Source organism: Streptomyces sp. NPDC049879 (assembly GCF_044461265.1).
Lineage (GTDB): Bacteria > Actinomycetota > Actinomycetes > Streptomycetales > Streptomycetaceae > Streptomyces.
Window position 1 is genome coordinate 999204 of the sequence record NZ_JBITKT010000001.1, and the last position, 19288, is coordinate 1018491.

At 71.6% G+C, this 19288-nt stretch carries 20 protein-coding genes; 13 read left to right on the forward strand and 7 right to left on the reverse strand.

What is annotated here, in order from left to right:
• The first annotated feature begins 29 nt into the window (after positions 1 to 29).
• From ACIBPC_RS04720 to ACIBPC_RS04745, 6 genes are all read left to right on the forward strand, one after another.
• Complete coding sequence (locus tag ACIBPC_RS04720) at positions 30 to 902, forward strand: helix-turn-helix domain-containing protein (protein WP_398841280.1); 873 nt, start codon at positions 30 to 32, stop codon at positions 900 to 902.
• A gap of 1 nt (position 903) precedes the next feature.
• A complete protein-coding gene (locus ACIBPC_RS04725) occupies positions 904 to 1131 on the forward strand; it encodes a DUF397 domain-containing protein (protein ID WP_398841282.1) in 228 nt (75 codons plus the stop codon).
• Between the two features lie 91 nt (positions 1132 to 1222).
• The gene (locus tag ACIBPC_RS04730; RefSeq protein ID WP_398841284.1) at positions 1223 to 1447 is read left to right on the forward strand and encodes a DUF397 domain-containing protein; all 225 of its coding nucleotides are present in this window, start codon (positions 1223 to 1225) and stop codon (positions 1445 to 1447) included.
• Between the two features lie 174 nt (positions 1448 to 1621).
• Positions 1622 to 2122, forward strand: coding sequence for a DUF3515 domain-containing protein (locus ACIBPC_RS04735; protein WP_398841287.1), 501 nt, complete (start codon positions 1622 to 1624; stop codon positions 2120 to 2122).
• 597 nt (positions 2123 to 2719) lie between these two features.
• Positions 2720 to 3253 carry a helix-turn-helix domain-containing protein gene (locus ACIBPC_RS04740; protein ID WP_362962777.1) on the forward strand — a complete coding sequence of 178 codons (534 nt, stop codon included), beginning with the start codon at positions 2720 to 2722 and terminating at the stop codon, positions 3251 to 3253.
• Entirely contained in the window at positions 3250 to 4479 is a 1230-nt protein-coding gene (locus tag ACIBPC_RS04745; RefSeq protein ID WP_398841289.1) for an MFS transporter, read from the forward strand. Before ACIBPC_RS04740 ends, ACIBPC_RS04745 begins: the two co-directional genes overlap by 4 nt.
• Before the next feature lie 19 nt (positions 4480 to 4498).
• On the opposite strand, the gene ACIBPC_RS04750 is transcribed toward ACIBPC_RS04745, so the two are convergent.
• The 6 genes from ACIBPC_RS04750 to ACIBPC_RS04775 are packed head-to-tail and all read right to left on the reverse strand — an operon-like array spanning position 4499 to position 8650.
• Positions 4499 to 5050, reverse strand: coding sequence for a hypothetical protein (locus tag ACIBPC_RS04750; RefSeq protein ID WP_398841291.1), 552 nt, complete (start codon positions 5048 to 5050; stop codon positions 4499 to 4501).
• Positions 5051 to 5078: 28 nt separating this feature from the next.
• Positions 5079 to 5648 carry a hypothetical protein gene (locus ACIBPC_RS04755; protein ID WP_398841292.1) on the reverse strand — a complete coding sequence of 190 codons (570 nt, stop codon included), beginning with the start codon at positions 5646 to 5648 and terminating at the stop codon, positions 5079 to 5081.
• The gene (locus ACIBPC_RS04760) at positions 5645 to 6199 is read right to left on the reverse strand and encodes a hypothetical protein (RefSeq protein ID WP_398841294.1); all 555 of its coding nucleotides are present in this window, start codon (positions 6197 to 6199) and stop codon (positions 5645 to 5647) included. The genes ACIBPC_RS04755 and ACIBPC_RS04760 overlap by 4 nt, the downstream gene beginning before the upstream one ends.
• A gap of 1 nt (position 6200) precedes the next feature.
• Complete coding sequence (locus ACIBPC_RS04765) at positions 6201 to 8030, reverse strand: hypothetical protein (RefSeq protein ID WP_398841295.1); 1830 nt, start codon at positions 8028 to 8030, stop codon at positions 6201 to 6203.
• Positions 8031 to 8315 (reverse strand): hypothetical protein, encoded by a 285-nt coding sequence (locus ACIBPC_RS04770; RefSeq protein ID WP_398841297.1) that lies wholly within the window; start codon positions 8313 to 8315, stop codon positions 8031 to 8033.
• A gap of 8 nt (positions 8316 to 8323) precedes the next feature.
• Positions 8324 to 8650 carry a hypothetical protein gene (locus tag ACIBPC_RS04775; protein ID WP_362962789.1) on the reverse strand — a complete coding sequence of 109 codons (327 nt, stop codon included), beginning with the start codon at positions 8648 to 8650 and terminating at the stop codon, positions 8324 to 8326.
• Positions 8651 to 8924: 274 nt separating this feature from the next.
• On the opposite strand from ACIBPC_RS04775, the gene ACIBPC_RS04780 reads away from it, so the two are divergent.
• From ACIBPC_RS04780 to ACIBPC_RS04795, 4 genes are all read left to right on the forward strand, one after another.
• A complete protein-coding gene (locus ACIBPC_RS04780) occupies positions 8925 to 10664 on the forward strand; it encodes a ThuA domain-containing protein (RefSeq protein WP_398841298.1) in 1740 nt (579 codons plus the stop codon).
• A gap of 51 nt (positions 10665 to 10715) precedes the next feature.
• Entirely contained in the window at positions 10716 to 13190 is a 2475-nt protein-coding gene (locus ACIBPC_RS04785) for a PQQ-dependent sugar dehydrogenase (RefSeq protein ID WP_362962791.1), read from the forward strand.
• Between the two features lie 128 nt (positions 13191 to 13318).
• Complete coding sequence (locus tag ACIBPC_RS04790) at positions 13319 to 14260, forward strand: Rieske (2Fe-2S) protein (RefSeq protein ID WP_362962793.1); 942 nt, start codon at positions 13319 to 13321, stop codon at positions 14258 to 14260.
• A gap of 48 nt (positions 14261 to 14308) precedes the next feature.
• Positions 14309 to 14854: a DUF5709 domain-containing protein gene (locus ACIBPC_RS04795; RefSeq protein WP_398841300.1), complete on the forward strand. Its 546-nt coding sequence runs from the start codon at positions 14309 to 14311 to the stop codon at positions 14852 to 14854.
• A 108-nt stretch (positions 14855 to 14962) separates the two neighbouring features.
• Here ACIBPC_RS04795 and ACIBPC_RS04800 read toward each other — a convergent pair whose 3' ends face one another.
• Complete coding sequence (locus tag ACIBPC_RS04800; RefSeq protein ID WP_398841301.1) at positions 14963 to 15550, reverse strand: TetR/AcrR family transcriptional regulator; 588 nt, start codon at positions 15548 to 15550, stop codon at positions 14963 to 14965.
• A 131-nt stretch (positions 15551 to 15681) separates the two neighbouring features.
• Between ACIBPC_RS04800 and ACIBPC_RS04805 the strand changes: the two genes are divergently transcribed.
• The 3 genes from ACIBPC_RS04805 (at position 15682) to ACIBPC_RS04815 (ending at position 19274) form a co-directional block, all read left to right on the forward strand.
• The gene (locus tag ACIBPC_RS04805; protein ID WP_362962799.1) at positions 15682 to 16053 is read left to right on the forward strand and encodes a DUF4267 domain-containing protein; all 372 of its coding nucleotides are present in this window, start codon (positions 15682 to 15684) and stop codon (positions 16051 to 16053) included.
• A gap of 98 nt (positions 16054 to 16151) precedes the next feature.
• Positions 16152 to 17282 carry a glycosyltransferase gene (locus ACIBPC_RS04810; protein ID WP_398841302.1) on the forward strand — a complete coding sequence of 377 codons (1131 nt, stop codon included), beginning with the start codon at positions 16152 to 16154 and terminating at the stop codon, positions 17280 to 17282.
• Between the two features lie 111 nt (positions 17283 to 17393).
• Complete coding sequence (locus ACIBPC_RS04815; protein ID WP_398841305.1) at positions 17394 to 19274, forward strand: hypothetical protein; 1881 nt, start codon at positions 17394 to 17396, stop codon at positions 19272 to 19274.
• Positions 19275 to 19288: the final 14 nt, after the last annotated feature.

The following is a 19288-nucleotide window of genomic DNA, read 5'->3' on the forward strand; positions in this document are numbered from 1 at the left end:
GAATACAGGGAAGTGATCGGAGGATGCGCATGGCTGTGGTCTCGAACGTCAGCCCTCTCACCGCCCGTAGGAGGCTCGGGGCCGAGCTGAGGAAGCTACGGGACCGGTCAGGTATGACGGCTGAAGAGGTGGGAGCGCACCTGAACTGCCACAACTCCAAGATCAGCAGGATCGAGCTGGGTAAACGCGCTTGCACCCCGCGAGACTTCGAGGGCCTCATGGTGCTCTACGAGGTGGCCGGCGAACAGCGCGAGGTTTTGACCGACCTCATGAAGCGCGGTCGGCAGCGGGTTCCGCCGTGGTGGGGCGCCTACAGCGACGTGATCAGCGCGAACTATGCCGAGTTCATCGCGTACGAAGCCGAGGCGGTGCGCGGCGCGGAGTTCCAGTCGCTCCTGATCCCGGGGCTGCTCCAGACCGAGCGGTACGCGGAGGCCGTGACAGCGGGTGGCTACGCCGTGCTGGGACCCGAGCAGGTCGAGAGCTTGGTCGAGGTCCGGATGCGCCGCCAAGACCGGTTGCGAGAAGACGACCCTCTTGTCCTCGAAGCCACCGTCACGGAGGCGGCCTTGCGTCTCCAGATCGGAGGCCCGGCCGTCATGCAGGAACAGTTGCAGCGGCTGCGGGAAGTGATGACGCTGCCCAACGTGACGTTCCGGGTCATCCCCTTTGATGCTGGCCACCGTGGGGTGAGTGGGGGAGCCTTCTCGCTGTTCGCCACCGAGGCGAAGGGAGAGCCGGACGTGGCCTTCACCGAATCGGCCGAAGCCATGACGACTCTCCGGGACGACCCGATGGTCCTGCGACGGCTGAGCCGCGTCTTCAGGAGACTTTCGGATGCTGCGCTGTCACCCGACGCTACCCTTGACTTGCTTCAACGTATCGAGAGTGAGCTGATCTGAGATGGCGAAGTTCGGTGAAACGGCAGCGGCCCTGGCCCAGCTGGAGTGGCGCACGAGCAGCTTCACGGTGAGCAATGGCAACTGTGTGGAAGTAGCCCTTGCGGCGGTGCCCGACGTCGCGGTGCGTGACACGAAGGACCGTCTTGCCGGGACGGCTCGCATGTCTCCCGCCGCGTGGACCGCTTTCATCGCGGCGGCGCGCACGGGACTCTTCGACCACACCTCCTGACGTTTGACACCGGCCCTCGCGCCTTCCTGTGCGGGGGCCGTGTGCAACGGCTCACTGGCGGCGCGGCGTTGAGGCGGAGGATGATGACGCCATGGACAAGCAGCGTCTCTACGCGATTGCTCCCGCGTCGCTGACCTGGCAGAAGAGCAGCCTCACGGCGAACAACGGCGAGTGCTTCGAACTCGCTCCCCTTCCTGACGGCGGTGTGGCTGTCCGCGACTCGAAGAACCCTGACCACCCGCATCTGTGCTTCACGGCCGGCGAGTGGGCGGCGTTCAAGGGCGGTATGGCCCTCGGCGACTTCGACAACCTCTGACCGGCGTCCTCCTCGGCGGACCCGAAGTGCCGAGAGGGAGAAGCGAACAGGCAGGTCGCGGCTGACCACCGACTCGGGCATGGTCCACGACATCGGCGAGGTCACCCCCAACTTCGCCTGGAGAGTGAGTAGTCTGGCCGGATCATCCGCCGTCAACGCGACAGAGCTGATCGAATGCCTCCCTGGTCCAGGCGGAGAACCGGCATCGTCGGCGGTGCCGTGGCCGCCGGGCTACTGATTGCGGGCCTCTCTCTCGTCTTCGTGCCAGGGGAGTACTCGGTGAATTCGGCGCCCGACGGTGGAAGTCGGCAGTGCGCTTCTGTGGTGGCCGAACTGCCTGAGAGCGTCGTGGGTGAGGGGAAGCGTGAGACCACGGGTCCCGGCACCGCCGCGTGGGGTGACGGCCGCATCGTGCTGCGATGTGGGGTGCCGCCGTTGAGCCCGACGGCCAACCTGTGTGTGGATGTCGACGGTGTCGACTGGGTGTTGGACGAGGCGCGGGCCCGGGGGAGCGACGCGCGAGTCCTGACGACCTACGGCCGTGAGCCTGCGATCGAAGTCACTGTCAGGGACTCCAGCGTGTCGCCCGGAGATGTTCTGGTGGACCTCGGCCGCGCCGTCGGGAAGATCTCTCAGGGCGATCACCGCTGCGTTTCTCTTGACGACATGCCGTGAGCCGGGCGGCGCACACCGCGCGGCTTCCTGAGCGTGCCCTCGCCTCAGCCCGCAGTGGGCATCGCGGGGCACTCGCGACCCGCGCCTCCTCGCGCATTCCGCCAACTCGCCGACGGGGAGCGTTCAAGCAGTGGTGCCCGGCGGGGCGACTCATTCGGTGGGCCGGGCCGGTGTGCAGGACAGTCTTCCGCTCGGCTTCGGTCCTGGCGGCGATCAACAGGTCCGGCAGGGACAGAGCCCGGTGGAAACCGGCGTCGAGGGCGGCGCGCTGCCGGTAGGCAGGTAGTCGAAGGCGCGTGAAGCCCGGGGCTGATACGGGTGGCCTCGGCGTTGTCGCGTGCCGAGCGGACCGTCTCGTACTCGGTCGGTCGGCACACTCGCAGCAGGTGGCGAGCGCGCAGCGGCCTGAGAACGTCCCTCGCGCCGGGTTTCGTCCAGCGCGCCAGGGCCGATTCGTCGCCCAGGTACCGATCCCGCATCAGGCGGCGCGGCCCTCACCCTGACCGCTGTCACGTTTGAGCGACCTGTCCGCGTCGCGTGGTCCGGTCGACTCGGTGACGGGTTGGCAATCCACAATGCCAAAGATAGCTTTGGCTTATGCGTATCCGTGATCCCCAGGCGCTGCGTGCGCTCGCCCATCCGTTGCGGTTCGATCTTGTCGAGCTGCTCGGGATGATCGGTCCCGCCACGGCGGCCGAGTGCGGGCGGCGGCTCGGGCAGAGCCAGGCGTCGTGCTCGTTCCACCTCCGCCAGCTCGCCAAGTACGGCTTCGTCGCCGAGGCGCGGACCGACGACACGGACCAGCGCAAGCGCTTCTGGCGCCTCGTGGAGACCGACCAGACATGGGACGGCGAGGAACACCCGGCCGCCGCCGCCGAGTTGGGCCGCGCGGTGGTGGAACGGGAGGCCGCCCGCGTCCTCGGCCACCTGACCGCCGACGGGGAACGCCCGCGACTGTCCGGCCTCACCGTCCCCCTGACCCCCGCGGAACTCGACGCCCTGTGGCACGCCGTCCACGGCCTGCTGGAGCCGTTCGCCGACCGCGCCCGCGGCACGGCGGACGTACCCGCCGACGCGGCCTGGACCCGTCTCTTCCTGACGGCGACCCCGCTGGCGGACGGGCAGGCATGAGCGTCTTACGCGAGCCGCGGTTCCGGCGGCTGCTGATCGGGGAGACGGTGTCGGGCTTCGGCGACAGCGCGCTGTTCTTGGCGCTGGCGGTGTGGGCGAGGGACCTGACGGGATCCGACGCCGCGGCGGGGCTCGTCTTCCTCTTCCTCACCGTCCCCGGCCTCGCGTCGCCGCTGCTCGGCCACCTCGTGGACCGCGCACGGCGCAAGCCCCTGCTGATCTCCCTCTACGCGGGGATGGCCCTCTTCGTCCTGTCGCTGCTGGCCGTGCGGTCGGCCGACGACCTGTGGCTGATCTATCTCGCCGCCGCGGCCTACGGGTTCATGGCCGTGATCCCGGCGCGGAACGCTTTGCTGAAAGACCTGCTGCCGTCTGCTGCGGCGGCGGAGGCACGTTCGTGGCTGATCGCGACCCGGGAGGGCGCGCGGGTGGTGTCCCCGGCGGCCGGTACGTGGATCTACGTGACGTACGGGCCTGAGGTGCTCGTGCTGCTGGACTCGGCCACGTTCGTCGTGGCCGTCGTCGCGCTCGCCGGGGTGCGGGTCACGGAGTCGCCGCCGGAGGCGCGCGGTGGCGAACCACTGGGGCGGCGGCTGATGGCGGGGTTCGCGCATGTGCGGTCGGTGCGGCTGCTGCGTCGGCTGGCCGGCACGCTCGTGGCGTTCATGGCGGTTGTCGGGGTGATGGAGACGGCCGTGTTCTCCGCGATCGACGAGGGCCTCGGCCGTCCGGCGGAGTTCTTCGGCGTGGTGGCGTCCGTGCAGGGCGCGGGGTCGGCCGTCGCCGGGCTGGGCGCGATCGTGCTGATCAGGCGGCTGGGGGAGCTGGGCACGGCGGCGGTCGCGTACGGGCTGCTGGCCGCCGGGATGCTGCTGTGCGCGTTCCCGTCGCTGCCCGTGTTCCTGGGCGGGGTCGTCCTGATCGGGATGGGTGTGCCGCTGATCGCCGTCTCGCTCGGCACGGCCGAGCACCTCTACACACCGTCACGGCTCCAGGGGCGCGTCGGCGCGGCGGTGGGGATGGTGACCGACGGGGCGCAGAGCATGTCGATCGCCGCCGGGGCGGCGCTGATCGGGGTCGTGGACCACCGGGTGATGTACGCGGCGATCGCGGCGGTCTCGCTCTCGTGCGCCCTGGCCGTGACGGTACGCCGCCCGCCCGCGCCCGCAGTGGTGCCGTCCCTGGCGGACACACCAGCCGAGGAGCGGTCGGCACCAACTGCCTGAGGCGATTCGCGAGCAGGGCTTACTGCTGACAGCCGTACTCGTCGCTGTTGAGCTGGATGAGATCCTCGGTGAACGCCTCGACGTTGCGTTCGTCCTCCTCGGCGTCGTCGCCGCCTCCGGCGTAGTAACGCACATTGACCTCAAGGGACGCGTCGTCACCGCGCCCGGGGCAGGGGACCTGGACCAGGGAGCCGTTCCGTCCGAGGACGGCCGGTTCGCCGCCGAGGGTTGTCTCGGAACCTGTGAAGCCGTAGGTCGGCTGGAATTCCCGGTACCTCTCGGCCACGGTCGTGTCCGTCGTACGCTGCGTCACGACCGCCGTCAGCACGTTCTCGCGATCGACGCGGAACTGGCATGACCACACGACACCGGCCGCATTGGACGCGGCGGCATCCCGCTGCTCCAGCTCGTCGCCGCCGGGCAACAGGGGGTCGAGCGACGAAGGCGCCGTCAGCCCGCACATCTCCGTGGGAACGTCGTAGGAGCGTAACTGCTCCAGCAGGCCGAGCCCGAAGAGGATGGCGAATCCGAGACCGAAGGCTCCCAGAACGAAACCGAAAAGCTTCTTCACGATGGTCTCACTCCCCCGCGAGCGCGTGTCAACAGCGTTCGTCAACATAAGAGTTGAGGAACTGTGCGGTGAACATCGCAAGCGCTCGCCGCTGTTCGTCCACGTCCCCTTCTCGTTCCCGGTAGGTTCTGACGTTCACCAACAGGGCACTGTCCCCACCAGCGGCCGGGCAGGACGTGAGTACGAGAGCGCCTGCCGGTCCCAGGACGGCGGAAGCGTCTCCTATCTGTCCCTCGCTCGGGGAAAGTTCGAGTCCGTAAGCGCCGGGGGCGGCCTCATACGTGTGCTGAAGATCGGTCTCCGGCGAGACAGAACGGACTTCGATATCGACTCCCGGATCACCGTCGATATCCACGTAACATACGGAGACGACGTTCTCGAAAAGCTCTCCCGCTTCCTGCGTCACCGCACCACCATCCGGGAGTAATGGGTCAAGACTCGATGACGGCACTGCCGTGCCGCAAACATCATCCGGCGGCGCGGAACTGTCGTCAAACCACAGCAGAAGAACTCCCGTTGCAATCGTGCAAACGGCGAGCGCTAGGGAAATCGGCACCCACGTCGTCGCCTGTCGGAAGACGTGGTGGGAGCCGCTCATCCGCAGCCGTACTCGTTGCTGTACAGCGGAATGAGTTCCTTGGTAAACGTCTCGACGTTGCGCCTGTCCTCGTCCTGGCCATGCGTACCCGCTGCGTGGTAGAGCACGTTGATCTGGATGGTGACGTTCTCCCCGCGTCCCGGACAAGCCACCTGTACGAGGGAGCCATCACTCCCGACCACCGCGAGTTCGTTGGCGAGAGTCGTCTCGGAGCCTACGAACCCATAGGCTGCCGGAGTCTCGTTGTACCTCTCCACAACGCTCTCGTCGCCGTTCCACTCCATGACCACGGTGGTCAGCGCGCCGTCATGGTCGACGATGAATTGGCACTCCTGAAGAACATTGGCGGCACTGGAGACGTCTGCGTTCCGCATCTCGATCTCATCACCGTCAGGGAGGAGTGGTTCGAGAGACGCCGGTGCGATGACCCCGCACATGTCTTCCGGGAGAGCATAAGAATCCGCGTCCCTAAACCAATTGACCGCCAGCAACACGGCCAATCCCAGGATGACGGCTCCCAGGGCGCAGATCGCAGCCTTCTTCAAGTCCATCTCAATCTTCCGTGATGAGGCCTGCGGCGATCAACAACCGCCGGGCCTCGTCGTCCGAACGCCGGGCACCATCACGCACCACCTGCTGGGTCTCTGTCTGCCACACGTCATCCTCGGCGCCCAGCGGGTCAGGATTCAGACGCATCCACTGGTCCGCCAACCCGTTGAGATATTGGTTGCTCGTGCCGTAGTAATCACTCCGAGAATCTTGCAGCCCATTGCCGATGGTCTGTTCCTGGTGTTGTGTCCAAGCGCCGAGGAGTTGGTCCAGGCCGGATTGGAGGCTGGATCCGATCCAGGGGATGTCGCCGATCAGGTAGCCGCCGATGTCGTAGGCCTGCTGGCCTGCCCAGGAGGAGTTGGCCTTGTCGATCTCCGGGGCTGCGAAGCGGCCCTGGTCGAGGAAGCCCGCTGCCCAGCCGATGTCGTCGAGGACGCGGCTGGGGTCGCCTGAGGTGTCGGCGTGGATGCGTTCCATGAATTCGACCGCCATCGCCCCCTGGAGTGTCTCGTACGCCTCGGGGGTCCGGGAGATCTGGGCTGTCACCACGGCGAGGTGTTCGGCGTCCAAGGGGAGGCCGCTGCCCGCCGGGTTGCGGGCCGTCTCGAAGACCTCCGTGCGGTAGTCGCCGAGGAGGCGGGCGGTGGGTTCGCGGAGTTCTGGGGGGAGGTCGTTCTTCGCGCCGGATTCGACCTCCAGTACGTGGTGGAGGACCGCCTCCTGGCCGGGGGTGTGGTCGCCGCGTTCCGCCGTGGGGTCGTTCGGGTCCATGCCGGTCGCTCCGGCGTACAGCGCGTCGCCGAGGGCGCCGAGGGCGATGCGTTCGCGGTTGTCGGTGACCTCGCCGGCCGTGTCGGGGTAGTGGCGCTCCCTGATCAGGTAGGTGGCGTGGTCGTTCTCCTCCTCGGCCGTGAAGAACGCCGTCGCCGCGTCGGGGCTGGCGCTGAGGCCGGTCAGGAAGCCGGTCATGGGGTCGGACCTGAAGTCGTCGCCCACGAAGTGCGTACGGGCGTCCGGTACCCAGAAGTCGGTGCCGTCGGCGAGGTTGCGGTCGGTTTCGAGGAGCGCGTCGCCGTACGTGGTGAGGAAGCCGTCGTCGTAGTCGCCGTGGTGCATCAGGTCGCTCATGGCCTGGAAGCCGTAGAGGGGATGGGCCTGGTCGGCCGGCGCCATGTCGTGGAGGCCCAGGGCGACGATCCGCTCCTCCCACTCCGCCATCCGGGGGTCGTCGGCGCGGGTGGCGGTTCCCAAAGTGATGCCGAGGTTCTCCCGCATCTCGCGGATGGTGCGCGTGTACGCGTCGCTCGGCGGTGTGCCGTCGGTGTGGTCGGTGATCCGGGCGTCCGCCCAGAAGGACAGCGTGCCCTCGGCGCCGAGGCCGGTGGCGAGGTCGACGGCGAAGTGCTCGTTGTCGCGGTGGGTTTCGAGGAGGTCGTTCAGACGGGCGGCGCCCTCCGGCGTCTCGTAGTCGCCGGACTCGATGAGGCGCAGCGCCTCGCGCGCGTCGGCCTCGCCCTGGCGTTGCTCCGCGTTCTCCATGCCCACGGGCCCGGCGGGCTGGAACGTGTCGCGGTCCTCGCCGACGATCTCGCGCAGCGCGCGGGCCGCCGTGGTGTCGGCGTCCTCCGACCTGCCCAGGACCTCCGCGATACGGGCGGTCATCGCCTCGACGGCGGCCGCCGTCGGCCCGTCCGCGCCGAGCAGGGTCTGCCGCCCGCCGGCCCCCTCCAGGTGCTCGGTGCTGTACGGGCCGTCCTGGCGCGGGATCACCGTGCCGTTGCCCTGGATGTACACGCCCTCCGCCGCCGCGCCCGCCTCCAGTTCGTGCAACTACCTCTGGCAGGTGAGCTGTTCGTCGCGGAGGTCGCGCAGGATGGCGTGGATCGCGCGGGCCTGGCCGTGGGCGTACGCGAACTGTGTCACCGTCGTGTAGACGAACTGGCGTGAGACGTCCGCGTTCAGCCCGGCCCAGTCCGCCTCCGCCGTCTTGGCGCGCAGCCCGTCGCGGGCCTCCTCGGCGAGGGTGTCCAGGTCCTCGGTCGTGCGCTGCCAGTCGGTGACGGCCGCGTCCAGGTTCCCGAACGCCATGCTGTAGAGCTGCTCGTAGGTCGCCATGCCGTCCCTCACAGCGCCGTGATGGCGGAGTTGAGGCCGGTGACGACGTCCCCTTCGAGGCCGGCGTGCGACGCGACGGTGGTCGTCAGGTGTCCGGCGATGCGGTCGCAGTCGCGCGAGAGGGCGAGCGACTGCTGCGTGAAGCGCCACATGGCGTGGTGCAGCGCGTCGCCGCTGGCGAGTCCGGCGGCGCGCAGGTCGGCGACGGCGTCGTACGTGCTGCCCGCCGCCCGGCCGCCCTCGGTGGCGATCCGGCCGAGCCGGTCCGCGTCCTCCCTGATGGGCGCCAGCTCCGCCTCCTGGACGGACAGGTCGGGCTCCCGCGGTGATGGCATGGCGATCCCCCCATGGCTCGCGCGCGTGCTCTCCGGTGATGCGTCGGGACCTACCGTAGCCGAGGGACAGGGGTACGTCCTTTGTCCGGTCCGGGGACAATGTGCGACCAGTTTCGTCCGGACGGGTGTCCAGTCCGGTCGAACGCCGCTACCTTCCTGCTGTATCCGCTCGACGTCCGGCGCACGGCCTCCCCCTCACGCTCCTCGGCCCGCGTCCGGTCTTCCCCCCACCCGGTGCGGCGGCGCGCGCCTGTGCAAGCCACGGAGGACGCACGTGCACAGACGATCCAGGAAGTTGTCCGCCGCCCTGCTCGGGGCGGCGCTGGCCCTCGGCGGCACGCTCACCGCCACGGCCGCCCCCGCGCCCGCCCCGGCGCCGGAGGCCGAAGCCGAGCCGACCGATGTCCTGGTGTTCTCCAGGACCACCGGTTTCCGGCACTCGTCCATCGAGGCCGGGGTCGCCGCCATCGAACAGCTGGGTGACGAGAACGGGTTCGCCGTCACCGCCACCGAGGACCCCGCCGCCTTCACCACCGCCAACCTCGCCCGCTACCAGGCCGTCGTGTGGCTCTCCACCACGGGCGACGTCCTGGACAGCGCCCAACAGGCCGCGTTCGAGGCGTACATCGCGGACGGCGGCGGCTACGTCGGCGTCCACGCCGCCGCCGACACCGAGTACGACTGGCCCTGGTACGGCGGCCTCGTCGGCGCGTACTTCGCCTCCCACCCGGCGACGCAGGAGGCGACCGTCCACGTCGAGGACCGCGCCAACGCCTCGACACAGCACCTGCCGGAGCGCTGGACCCGCACCGACGAGTGGTACGACTACCGCACCAACCCCCGCGCGGACGTGAAGGTCCTGGCCAGCCTGGACGAGTCCACGTACGACGGCGGCGCCATGGGCGAGGACCACCCCATCACCTGGTGCCACGACTACGCGGGCGGCCGCGCCTGGTACACCGGCCTCGGCCACACCGAGGAGTCGTACGCCGACCCGGCGTTCACCGCCATGCTGCTCGGCGGCATCCGCATCGCGTCCGGCGCCAGCCCCGCCGACTGCCGCCCGGAGAACGGCTACACGGCCCTCTTCGACGGCACGCAGGCCAGCCTCGACGCCTGGGAGCAGGCGGGCCCCGGCGGGTTCACGCTGGCGGACGGCACGCTGACGTCGTTCGGCGGCATGGGGCTGCTGTGGTACCCGGTGACGCCGTTCTCCGACTACTCGCTGAAGGTCGACTGGATGATGCCGGGCGACGACAACGGCGGCGTCTTCATCGGCTTCCCCGACCCGCAGGGCGACCCCTGGGGGCCGGTGGACCAGGGCCACGAGATCCAGATCGACGCCACCGACGCCGACCCGTCCCGCACCACCGGCAGCGTCTACAGCTTCTCCGCGCCCGACCCGGCCGTCCGCGACGCCGCGCTCAACCCGCCGGGCAGCTGGAACAGTTACGAGATCACGGTCCGCGGCCGCGACGTCGAGGTCTACCTCAACGGCGTCCAGGTGAACGCGTACACCAGCACCCGCGACATCGCGCTCGGCCACATCGGCGTCCAGAACGACGGCGACGGCATGGACATCAACTACCGCAACATCCGCATCCGCCAGGACGGCGACACCCCGGTCACCGACCTGGCCAGGAACCGCCCCGTCACCGTCTCCAGCGTCGAACCGGGCAGCGGCCACACAGGCGCCAACGCCGTGGACGGCGACCCGGCCACCCGCTGGGGCAGCGCGTACGCCGACCCGCAGTCCATCGCCGTGGACCTCGGCTCGGTGCGCACGCTGGAACGCGTACGGCTCAACTGGGAGACGGCGCACGCCCGTTCGTACAGCGTCGAGACCTCGGTGGACGGCGTCACCTGGGACGAGGCGTACGCCACCACCTCGGGCGACGGCGGCCTCGACGACATCGCCGTGACGGCCGAGGCCCGCCACGTGCGCGTCACCGGCACCCAGCGGGCCACCCAGTGGGGCTACTCCCTCTGGGACCTCAACGTGTTCGGCCACTGAGACACCGGCACGACCCCGACCCCCCACCCGCGACCGGCCCTTGGAGGTGCCGTGCTCTCGCGCGCCCTGGCACTGCTCACCGCACTGCTGACCCTGTCCGCCCTGCTCCTCGCGCCCAGCGCCTCGGGCGCCGCCCCGCAGGCGGACCCCGCCCCCGCCGCGCCGCCCCCGGCCAGCGCCTTCGAGAAGGTACGCCTCGACGGCGGCCTCGGCATGGGCGAGCCCATCGAACTCGCCGTCACACCCGACCAGAAGGTCCTCTACATCAACCGCGGCACCAGCGCCGCCGGCGGCCAGGTCCGGGTGTACGACCCGGCCACGCGCTCGACCACCGTCGCGCTCACCCTGCCGCTCGACGCGCGCTTCGAGGACGGCCTGATCGGCATCACGCTGCACCCGGACTTCGAGGCGAACGGCTGGGTGTTCCTCTTCTACTCGCCCGCCTCGACGCCGCTGGTGAACCGCATCTCCCGCTTCACGTTCGACGACGCCACCAACACGATCGCCCGCTCCAGCGAGGACATGATCATCGAGTGGCCGACCGAGCGCGACCTGTGCTGCCACTCCGCCGGGTCGATGGACTGGGACAGCGACGGCAACCTCTACTTCGCGGTCGGCGACAACACCAACTCCGGCGGTGACGCGCAGGGCATGGCGCCCATCGACGAACGCCCCGGCCGCCACCCGCAGTACGACGCCCAGCGCACGTCCGGCAACACCAACGACCTGCGCGGCAAGATCAACCGCATCCACCCCGAGGACAACGGCACCTACACCATCCCGTCCGGCAACCTCTTCGCGCCGGGCACAGCGAACACCCGCCCCGAGATCTACGTGATGGGCCTGCGCAACCCGTACCGCATCTTCGTGGACGAGCAGGCCGACGACACCCTGTACTGGGGCGAGGTCGGCCCCGACGCGGGCGCCACCATCCCGGCGCGCGGCCCGGCCGCGTACGACGAGTTCAACCGCGCCACCGGCCCCGGCAACTTCGGCTGGCCCTACTGCGGCGGCCCCAACACCGCGTACAACGACTGGGACTTCGCCGCCAACCAGCCGCGCGGCTGGTTCCCCTGCGGCGGCTCCACGGGCCCGGTCAACAACTCGCCGAACAACACCGGCCTCCAGCAACTCCCGCCCACCCAGGGCGCGCTGGTGTGGGAGCAGCACGGCGGCAGCGTCGAGTGGCCCGAACTCGACAGCCCCGGCGGCTGCGGCTCCCCGAACCACGCCGAGGTCTACCACTACGACCCCGACCTCGCCTCCGACGTCAAGTGGCCCGCGTACTACGACAACACGCTGCTGATCTCCGAGTACTGCCGCAACTGGATCAAGGAGGTGCAGTTCGAGGGCGGCGACCCGGTGAACGGCGCCCCGACCGCCATCGAGTCCGTCCTCGCCGGGATGAACCTCGTCCACCCCATCGACATGGAGTTCGGCCCCGACGGTTCGCTCTACCTGTTGGAGTACGGCAGCGGCTACTTCTCCGGCGCCGAGGACGCCGGCCTCTACAAGATCAACTACGTGCAGGGCGGCCGCACCCCCACCGCGCTCGCCTCGGTGGACCGCGACAACGGCCTCGCGCCCCTGACCGTCCGCTTCTCCAGCGCGGGCAGCAGCGACCCGGACGGCGATCCCCTCAGCTACGCCTGGGACTTCACCGACGACGGCACCACCGACTCGACGGCGGCGAACCCCTCGTTCACCTACACGGGCAACGGCAGCTTCCAGGCCCGCCTGACGGTCAGCGACGGCACGGGCCGCACCGGCACCGCCACCGTCCCGGTCGTCGTCGGCAACGACCGACCCGCCCTCACTCTCTCCGCCCCACCGGCGGGCGGCGTCTACGAGTGGGAGGAGAACGTCACCGTCACCGCGTCGGCCACCGACCCGCAGGACGGGCCCATCGACTGCTCCGACGTCGTCGTCCGCGTCGCGCTCGGCCACCAGGAGCACGCGCACGAGGTCGCCCAGGGCGACGGCTGCTCCACCACGTTCGACACCGGCCCGATCCACTCGGGGCTCGACGCGACGCAGTTCTACGTGATCCGCGCCTCCTACGCCGACGAGGGCGCGCCGGGCAGCGCGCCCCTGACCGGCGAGACCGAGCTGACCCTGTGGCCCAAGCGCTGGCAGGCCGAGCACTTCGAGCAGCTGTCGGGCCCGCAGATCATCACCGCGTCCGGCGCGGAGGGCGGCCGGCGGCTCGGCGACGTGCAGAACGGCGAGTGGGTCCGCTACCACCAGGTGAGCCTCCAGGGCGTCACGGGCCTGTCCGCCCGCGTCTCGTCCGACAAGGCGGGGAACGTCGCCACGTTCCGCTACGACTCGACGACAGGCCCGGTCGTCGCCCGCGTGACCGTCCCCAACACCGGCGGCTGGGAGAGCTACGCCCAGATCGACGTCCCGGTGACGAACGCCGACGACGCGCCGCGCGACCTGTACGTCGTCTTCACCGGCGGCTCGGGCGCGATCCTCGACCTGGACAGCTACACCTTCACCGGACCGGGCGTCAGCACGCCGTAGACCCGGACGCCGGAACGAGGCGGCGCCCCACCCAGGGGCGCCGCCTCCCGCGCGTCCGTACGGGCGCCTTTCGGGCGATTCGCGGCACCGGGCCCGTTTCGGATCGGGTGGATGTGGAACCGGGAGGCATGGCCTTTTCGGACAAGATCCCAGATGTCGCGGCGACGTTCCGCTCCCTGCTGCCCGAGCCCGACCGCCCCGGGCGCGTCCTGGCGGCCGTGGACCGCATCGAGGCGTCCACCGCCGCCGACCCGCTGCTCGGCCCGCTGCGGCGCGCCGTCCACACCATGCCCGCCGACCTGCGGGACATCCTCCACGGCAAGCCGCTGGGGCACCCCGCGCACCCCGTGCTCGTGCAGCTGCCCATGGGGACGTGGACCTCCGCCGCCGTCCTCGACATGCTGCCGGGCAAGGGCACGCGGCGCGGCGCGTGGCTGCTGATCGCGCTCGGCACGGCCGCCGCCGCGCCCGCCGCGCTGACGGGCTGGACCGACTGGGCCGACCTGCGCAAGCCGCAGATGCGCGTCGGCCTCGTCCACGCGCTCGCCAACACGGGCGCGCTCGCGCTGTATACGACGTCCCTGTGGAAGCGGCTGCGCGGCCGCCGCATGGCGGGCAAGGCGTACGGCTTCGCGGGCCTGGCGCTCGTCTCCGTCGGCGGCGCGCTGGGCGGGCACCTCGCCTACCGGCAGGCCTCCGGCGCGAACCACGCCGAGCAGGTCCCCGCGCTGGCCGACTCCGAGTGGCACGCCATCGCCATGCTGTCCGACCTGCCGGTCGGCCGGGCCGTGAAGGCGGAGGTGGGCGACATCGCGGTGATGGTGGTGCGCGAGGCGGGCGGCCCCGTACGCGTCCTGGCGGACCGCTGCTCGCACATGGCGGGCCCGCTGTCCGAGGGCGAGGTCGCGGAGGGCTGCGTGGTCTGCCCCTGGCACGGCAGCACGTTCCGGCTGGACGACGGGTGGAACGTGCGGGGTCCCGCGACCGCGCCGCAGCCGGTGTTCGAGACGCGGGTGGTCGACGGCCGGGTGGAGGCCCGTTTCCCCGAGCATGCGAGGAAGAACGGCTGAGCGGGTACCCGCCCACCGGAACGACCGCGACACACCGAGGAGGCCGCCATGTCCGACCCGATGGGCGACGACGTGTACCAGCCGACCGAGAGCACCGACCGGGACGACCCCACCTACACCGGTGACCTGGAGAACTCCCTGGACGAGCCCGGCCTCGACGAGGTGCTCGACGAGGGCTACTCGCCGCCCGAGAAGCCCCTCGCGGTGACGGGCCACGGCCTGACCGCCCGCGAGCAGGAGGACGGCGAGACGCTGGACCAGCGGCTGTCCGAGGAGGTCCCCGACGTCCAGCCCCCGCCGGGGGACGGCATCGGGGACCAGCCGGACGCCTGGGGCGAGCCGGTGGCGGACGGCGAGGCGGGCGAGGACCGCTCGGGCCGCCTCGTCGCCTCCGACATGGACCCGGCGGCCAACTCGGGCTTCGACTCGGCGCCCGAGGGGGCGCGTCCCGTGCGGCCCGACGACGTGACGGCGCTGGACGTCGGCATCGACGGCGGCGCGGCCGGGGCGGAGGAGGCGGCGATGCACATCGCCGACATCGACGAGGACACGGACGTCGACACGGCGGGCGACCCGGACGCGGAGGACCTGTGACGGGGCGCGCCCCCCTCCGGGGGTGATCCGCCGGTCCGGCCGGTCCGTCCGATCAGTGGCTGCCGGGCCCCCTGCGAGGGGCCCGGCAGCCGCCGTGTCCGGCGCCGGTCAGGTGCCGCCGGTGAGCCGCGTCACCAGCAGGTCGATCCGTTCGGCCTGGTACGCCACGGGCGTCCTGCCGCCCGCCGCCAGCACCGTCAGGCCGTGCAGCGACGCCCACGCCGCCTCGGCCAGTGCCGCCCGCCGCGGGTCCGCCGGGGCGAACACGGCCGTGAACGCGTCGAAGCAGTCGCGCAGCGGCGGCGGCGTCTCCTCGTGGCCGAACACCAGGTCCGTGGGCATGACGAACATGGCCTGGTACAGCGCCGGGTGCCGGACGGCGAACTCCCAGTACGCGCCCCCCACCGCCCGCAGCGCCCGGGTGACGGGCGCGGGGCCCCCGCCGGGGACGGCCTCCCCGGCGCGCCGGAGCGTGGCGGCCAGCTCCGTGAACCCCTCCAGGGCGACGGCGCGGACGATCCCCTCCTTGCCGCCGAAGTGGCTGTAGAGGACGGGCTGGCTGTACTCGACACGTTCCGCGAGCCGCCGGGTCGTGACGGCCTCCCAGCCCTCGGTCTCGGCCAGTTCGCGGGCGGCCGTGATGATCAGCTGATGACGCTGTGCGCGCTCCCGGGCGCGGCGTGTGCTGGTGGTCATGCTCTCGACCCTAGCAGCGCTAGACAGGCTTGTCCCGCTAGTGCTAGCGTCTCCCTCGTTCGCTAGCGGCGCTAAGTCACCTGTCGCCGACAGTGCACCGTCATGTCAGCCCCGGACCCTGAGGAACCACCGTGCTCACCACCATCTCCCTCGTCCTCGTCGCCGTCGTCGCCGTCGGGATCATCGGCATCGGCATACGTTTCCTCGTCCAGCCGGAGCGCGCCGGCACGGACTTCGGCCTGCCCGCCGCGTACGGCGCCCCCCGGCCCTGGGCGAACATCAAGGGCGTCCGCGACATCACCTCGGGCCTCGTCCTCCTCGTCGGACTGCTCCACGGCGACGACGTCCTCCTCGGCTGGCTGACGCTCGCCTCGACCTTCACCGCGTGGGGGGACGCGGGCGTCGTCCTCGGCGCGAAGGGCCCCAAGGCCGCGGCGTACGGCATCCACGCCGCCACCGCCGCGGTCATGGGGGCCGCCTCGCTCGTCCTGATCCTGTCCTGACGCCCCAACGCGCCACGCAGCCCGGCCCGTTCGCCCCCGCCGCCCACCTGTCATCCCCTAGTGTTCAACCACAGGTGGCCGGGGGAGGGGCGCGCGGGATGCGGGTCATGCACGTCGTCACATTGCACACACCGACGCACGAGTTCGGCGGCCCGACGCGGGTGGCGTTCCACCAGTGCAGGGAGTTGAACGCCCGGGGCGAGCACGCTGTCCTCGTCGCGCTGGGGGACGGATTCCCCGCCGGGCCGCTGCCGCGCAGGGTGGACGGGGTGCCCGTACGGCTGTTCCCCGCCCGGCACGTGCTGCCGCGCTTCGAGGTCAGCGGCATCACATCGCCCGCACTGCTCGCCCGCGCCTGGTCGTTCGTCCGCTCCGCCGACATCGTGCACGTCCACCTGATGCGGGACCTCATCACCCTCCCCATCGCCCTGCTCGCACTCCAGGCGGGCACCCCGCTGGTCCTCCAGACCCACGGCATGATCGACCCGACCGACAAACCTGTCGCCCGCCTGGTGGACGCGCTGGGCATACGCCGCGTCCTCCACCGCGCCGACGCCGTGCTCCACCTCACCGAACGCGAACGCCACGAGACCGCCGCCGTCCTCGCGCCCCGCCCCATCGCGCCGCAGTACCGGCTGGTCAACGGCGTCCCCGCGCAGGCGCGCCGCCCCCGGCCGCCGGGCCCGCCCACCGTGCTGTACCTGGCACGCGTCCAAGCCGGCAAGCGCCCCGAGGACTTCGTGCGCGCCATGCCCGAGATCCTGGCCGAACGCCCCGACACCCGCTTCGTCCTCGCAGGACCCGACACCGGCGCCCTGGACGGCACGCTGGCCCTCGCCGACCGGCTCGGCGTGCGCGCCGCACTCCACCACCCCGGCGCGCTGGACGGCCCCGCCGTGCTCGAAGCGCTGCGCGCCGCCGACGTGTTCGTCCTCCCGTCGAGCCAGGACGCGTTCTCCGTCTCGGTGCTCGAAGCGATGTCCGTCGGCACGCCCGTCGTGATCCGGGAGGGCACCGGGCTCGCGCCCGACGTCGCGCGCGCGGGCGCGGGGCGCGTCGTCCCCGCGCCCGGGGCGATCGGGCGCGCCGTCCTCGACCTGCTCGAACCGGCCGCCCAGGAGGCCGCGTCGCTCGCCGCCTGGCGCCTCGTCAGGGACGAGTACACCCTCGACGCCGTCCTCGACACGCTCCGCTCGGTGTACGCCCGTGTCCTCGGCGGCCGGGCGTGACCGCCCGGGCACCCCGCGTGGCGGAGCGGTGCCCACGACCGTTACTCTCAGCTTTTCCGTGTGTGCGGGGGACGCGGGTCCCCCGACCGGCGAACGGACGAGGAGACCCGGATGACCGACCACGACGAGGCGCCAGGAGGCGACGCCGGGCAGGAGCGTGAAGGCACGCCCCCGCGGCCCCGGGTGGACCCGCGCGCCGGGTACGCCGGTCTCCCCGACCCGCCGCCCCCGCCGCCCGAACCCCCGACGGCCGCCCTCCCCGCGACCCCGCCCACGGCTCAACTCCCGGCGGCCCAACTCCCGGCGGCCCGCGCCGAGATACCGGCCGACGCCCCACCCCCCGGCGCCTTCGGCCCCCCGCCGTACGCGCCCCCGCCGCCCGGTGGCGGCCACGGCATCGGCCCCGTCGAGTACGGCGGCGGCTTCGGCGCCCACCTGCCGCCGCCCCCGCCCCCACCGGCCGCCCCGCGCCCGCCGCGCGACCAGCGCCTCGCCCTCACGGCCGCGCTGCTCAACCTCAGCGGCCTCGGCCTCGGCCACCTCTACCTGCGCCGCTGGTGGCACGTCCTGCCCAGCCTCCTGCTGACCGCCGCCCTCCTCGCGATGGCCCTCCCGGTGACGGCCGACGGCGTGTCCGGGCGGTGGGTCGCGCTGTACGCCGCCGGGGTGCTGCTCCTCGCCGCCGACGCCTGGCGGCTGGCGCGCCCGGCCGGTCCCGAACGCCGCCCGCTGCTCGCGCCGGTCGTCGCCGGGGTGCTGCTGCTGGCGATCCCGGCGGGCGCCGTCGTCTTCTTCGGGGACGCGCAGCGGCGCGCGCTGGAGAGCGACCTCCAGGACCGCCTGACCGCGACCGACGAGCTGGTCGAACGGGCCGCCGCCGATCCGTTCGGCGAGTCGGAGGACCGCTACCGGTCGGCCGTCACCGACTACCTGGGCGTGCGCGACGCGCACCCGGACACCGACGCCGCCGCCGAGGTGCCCGACCGCCTCGACGCCCTGTACGAGCGCGCCACCGCCCCGGCGGACGGCGCGGACGGGGCGGAGGAGACCGACCACTGCCGGGCCCTCGCGCCGCTGCGCTTCTTCCGCGACCTGCCGGACGACACCGGCGACGACCCGGAGACGCGGCGCCTGTCCGCCCGCGCCACCGACGCCCTGCCGGAGCCGCTGCACGGCTGCGGGCTGCGGCTCACGTCGCAGCGCGACATCGACGGCGCCGAGGTCCCGTTCACCGAACTGCTACGCGACCACGCGGACTCGCCGTTCGCCACCGGCCTGCCGGACGAGCTGGGCGGCATGCGGAACGCCGCGATCGAGGGCGTCGAGGGCGACGATCCGTGCGGCTCGCTCGGGCAACTGCGGGACTACAACGCGCTGTTCGCCGAACTGCCGGGCGAGGAGTTCCCGCGCATGGCGGCCGAGGGCGAGGAGCCGGTGCCGGACGGGCTGTGGGCGTGCGGCACGGCGCAGTTCCGCGACGGCGACTTCGCGGACTCCGAGGAGACGCTGCGCGAACTTCTCGATGTGGCACCCGACCACGAGGAGGCGGACTACGCGGGGGACGTCCTGATCGCCGCCCAGATCGCCGTCGACCTGCCGGCCGCGGGCGAGGACCTGCCGCCGCGGCCCGGCTCCGGCGCGGGCGGCGCCACGATCGAGGTCGAGATCTTCAACGACTCGCCCGACCCGCTCGAACTCCTGTGGACCGGCCCCCGGACCGGCAGCAGGACCATCGACGCCTGCGCCTCGTGCGACTACTACCCGAGCGTCACCGACGACGACGAAACGTGCGCCGAGGACATCGACTACCCGAGCACGACCCTCGAACTCCCGGCGGGCTCCTACCACTTCCTCCACCGGGCCCCGGAAACCGGCGTCAGCACGCTCGCCGAGACCGAGGTCTTCGAGCCGGACTACATCTACACCTGGTGCACCTACACGACTGAGGACCAGTCGCTGCTGCCGGGCGGTCCCGGCGGCACCGACGCCTGACGGCCCCGCCGCCC

Excerpts from the sequence above, each read along its gene's own strand:
- ACIBPC_RS04810 (WP_398841302.1), top strand. The coding sequence starts at position 16,152 with ATGCGGGTCATGCACGTCGTCACATTGCACACACCGACGCACGAGTTC.
- ACIBPC_RS04795 (WP_398841300.1), top strand. The coding sequence starts at position 14,309 with ATGTCCGACCCGATGGGCGACGACGTGTACCAGCCGACCGAGAGCACC.
- ACIBPC_RS04775 (WP_362962789.1), bottom strand. The coding sequence starts at position 8,650 with ATGCCATCACCGCGGGAGCCCGACCTGTCCGTCCAGGAGGCGGAGCTG.
- ACIBPC_RS04740 (WP_362962777.1), top strand. The coding sequence starts at position 2,720 with ATGCGTATCCGTGATCCCCAGGCGCTGCGTGCGCTCGCCCATCCGTTG.
- ACIBPC_RS04730 (WP_398841284.1), top strand. The coding sequence starts at position 1,223 with ATGGACAAGCAGCGTCTCTACGCGATTGCTCCCGCGTCGCTGACCTGG.
- ACIBPC_RS04745 (WP_398841289.1), top strand. The coding sequence starts at position 3,250 with ATGAGCGTCTTACGCGAGCCGCGGTTCCGGCGGCTGCTGATCGGGGAG.
- ACIBPC_RS04815 (WP_398841305.1), top strand. The coding sequence starts at position 17,394 with ATGACCGACCACGACGAGGCGCCAGGAGGCGACGCCGGGCAGGAGCGT.
- ACIBPC_RS04720 (WP_398841280.1), top strand. The coding sequence starts at position 30 with ATGGCTGTGGTCTCGAACGTCAGCCCTCTCACCGCCCGTAGGAGGCTC.
- ACIBPC_RS04790 (WP_362962793.1), top strand. The coding sequence starts at position 13,319 with ATGGCCTTTTCGGACAAGATCCCAGATGTCGCGGCGACGTTCCGCTCC.
- ACIBPC_RS04755 (WP_398841292.1), bottom strand. The coding sequence starts at position 5,648 with ATGAGCGGCTCCCACCACGTCTTCCGACAGGCGACGACGTGGGTGCCG.
- ACIBPC_RS04800 (WP_398841301.1), bottom strand. The coding sequence starts at position 15,550 with ATGACCACCAGCACACGCCGCGCCCGGGAGCGCGCACAGCGTCATCAG.
- ACIBPC_RS04725 (WP_398841282.1), top strand. The coding sequence starts at position 904 with ATGGCGAAGTTCGGTGAAACGGCAGCGGCCCTGGCCCAGCTGGAGTGG.
- ACIBPC_RS04770 (WP_398841297.1), bottom strand. The coding sequence starts at position 8,315 with ATGGCGACCTACGAGCAGCTCTACAGCATGGCGTTCGGGAACCTGGAC.
- ACIBPC_RS04735 (WP_398841287.1), top strand. The coding sequence starts at position 1,622 with ATGCCTCCCTGGTCCAGGCGGAGAACCGGCATCGTCGGCGGTGCCGTG.
- ACIBPC_RS04760 (WP_398841294.1), bottom strand. The coding sequence starts at position 6,199 with ATGGACTTGAAGAAGGCTGCGATCTGCGCCCTGGGAGCCGTCATCCTG.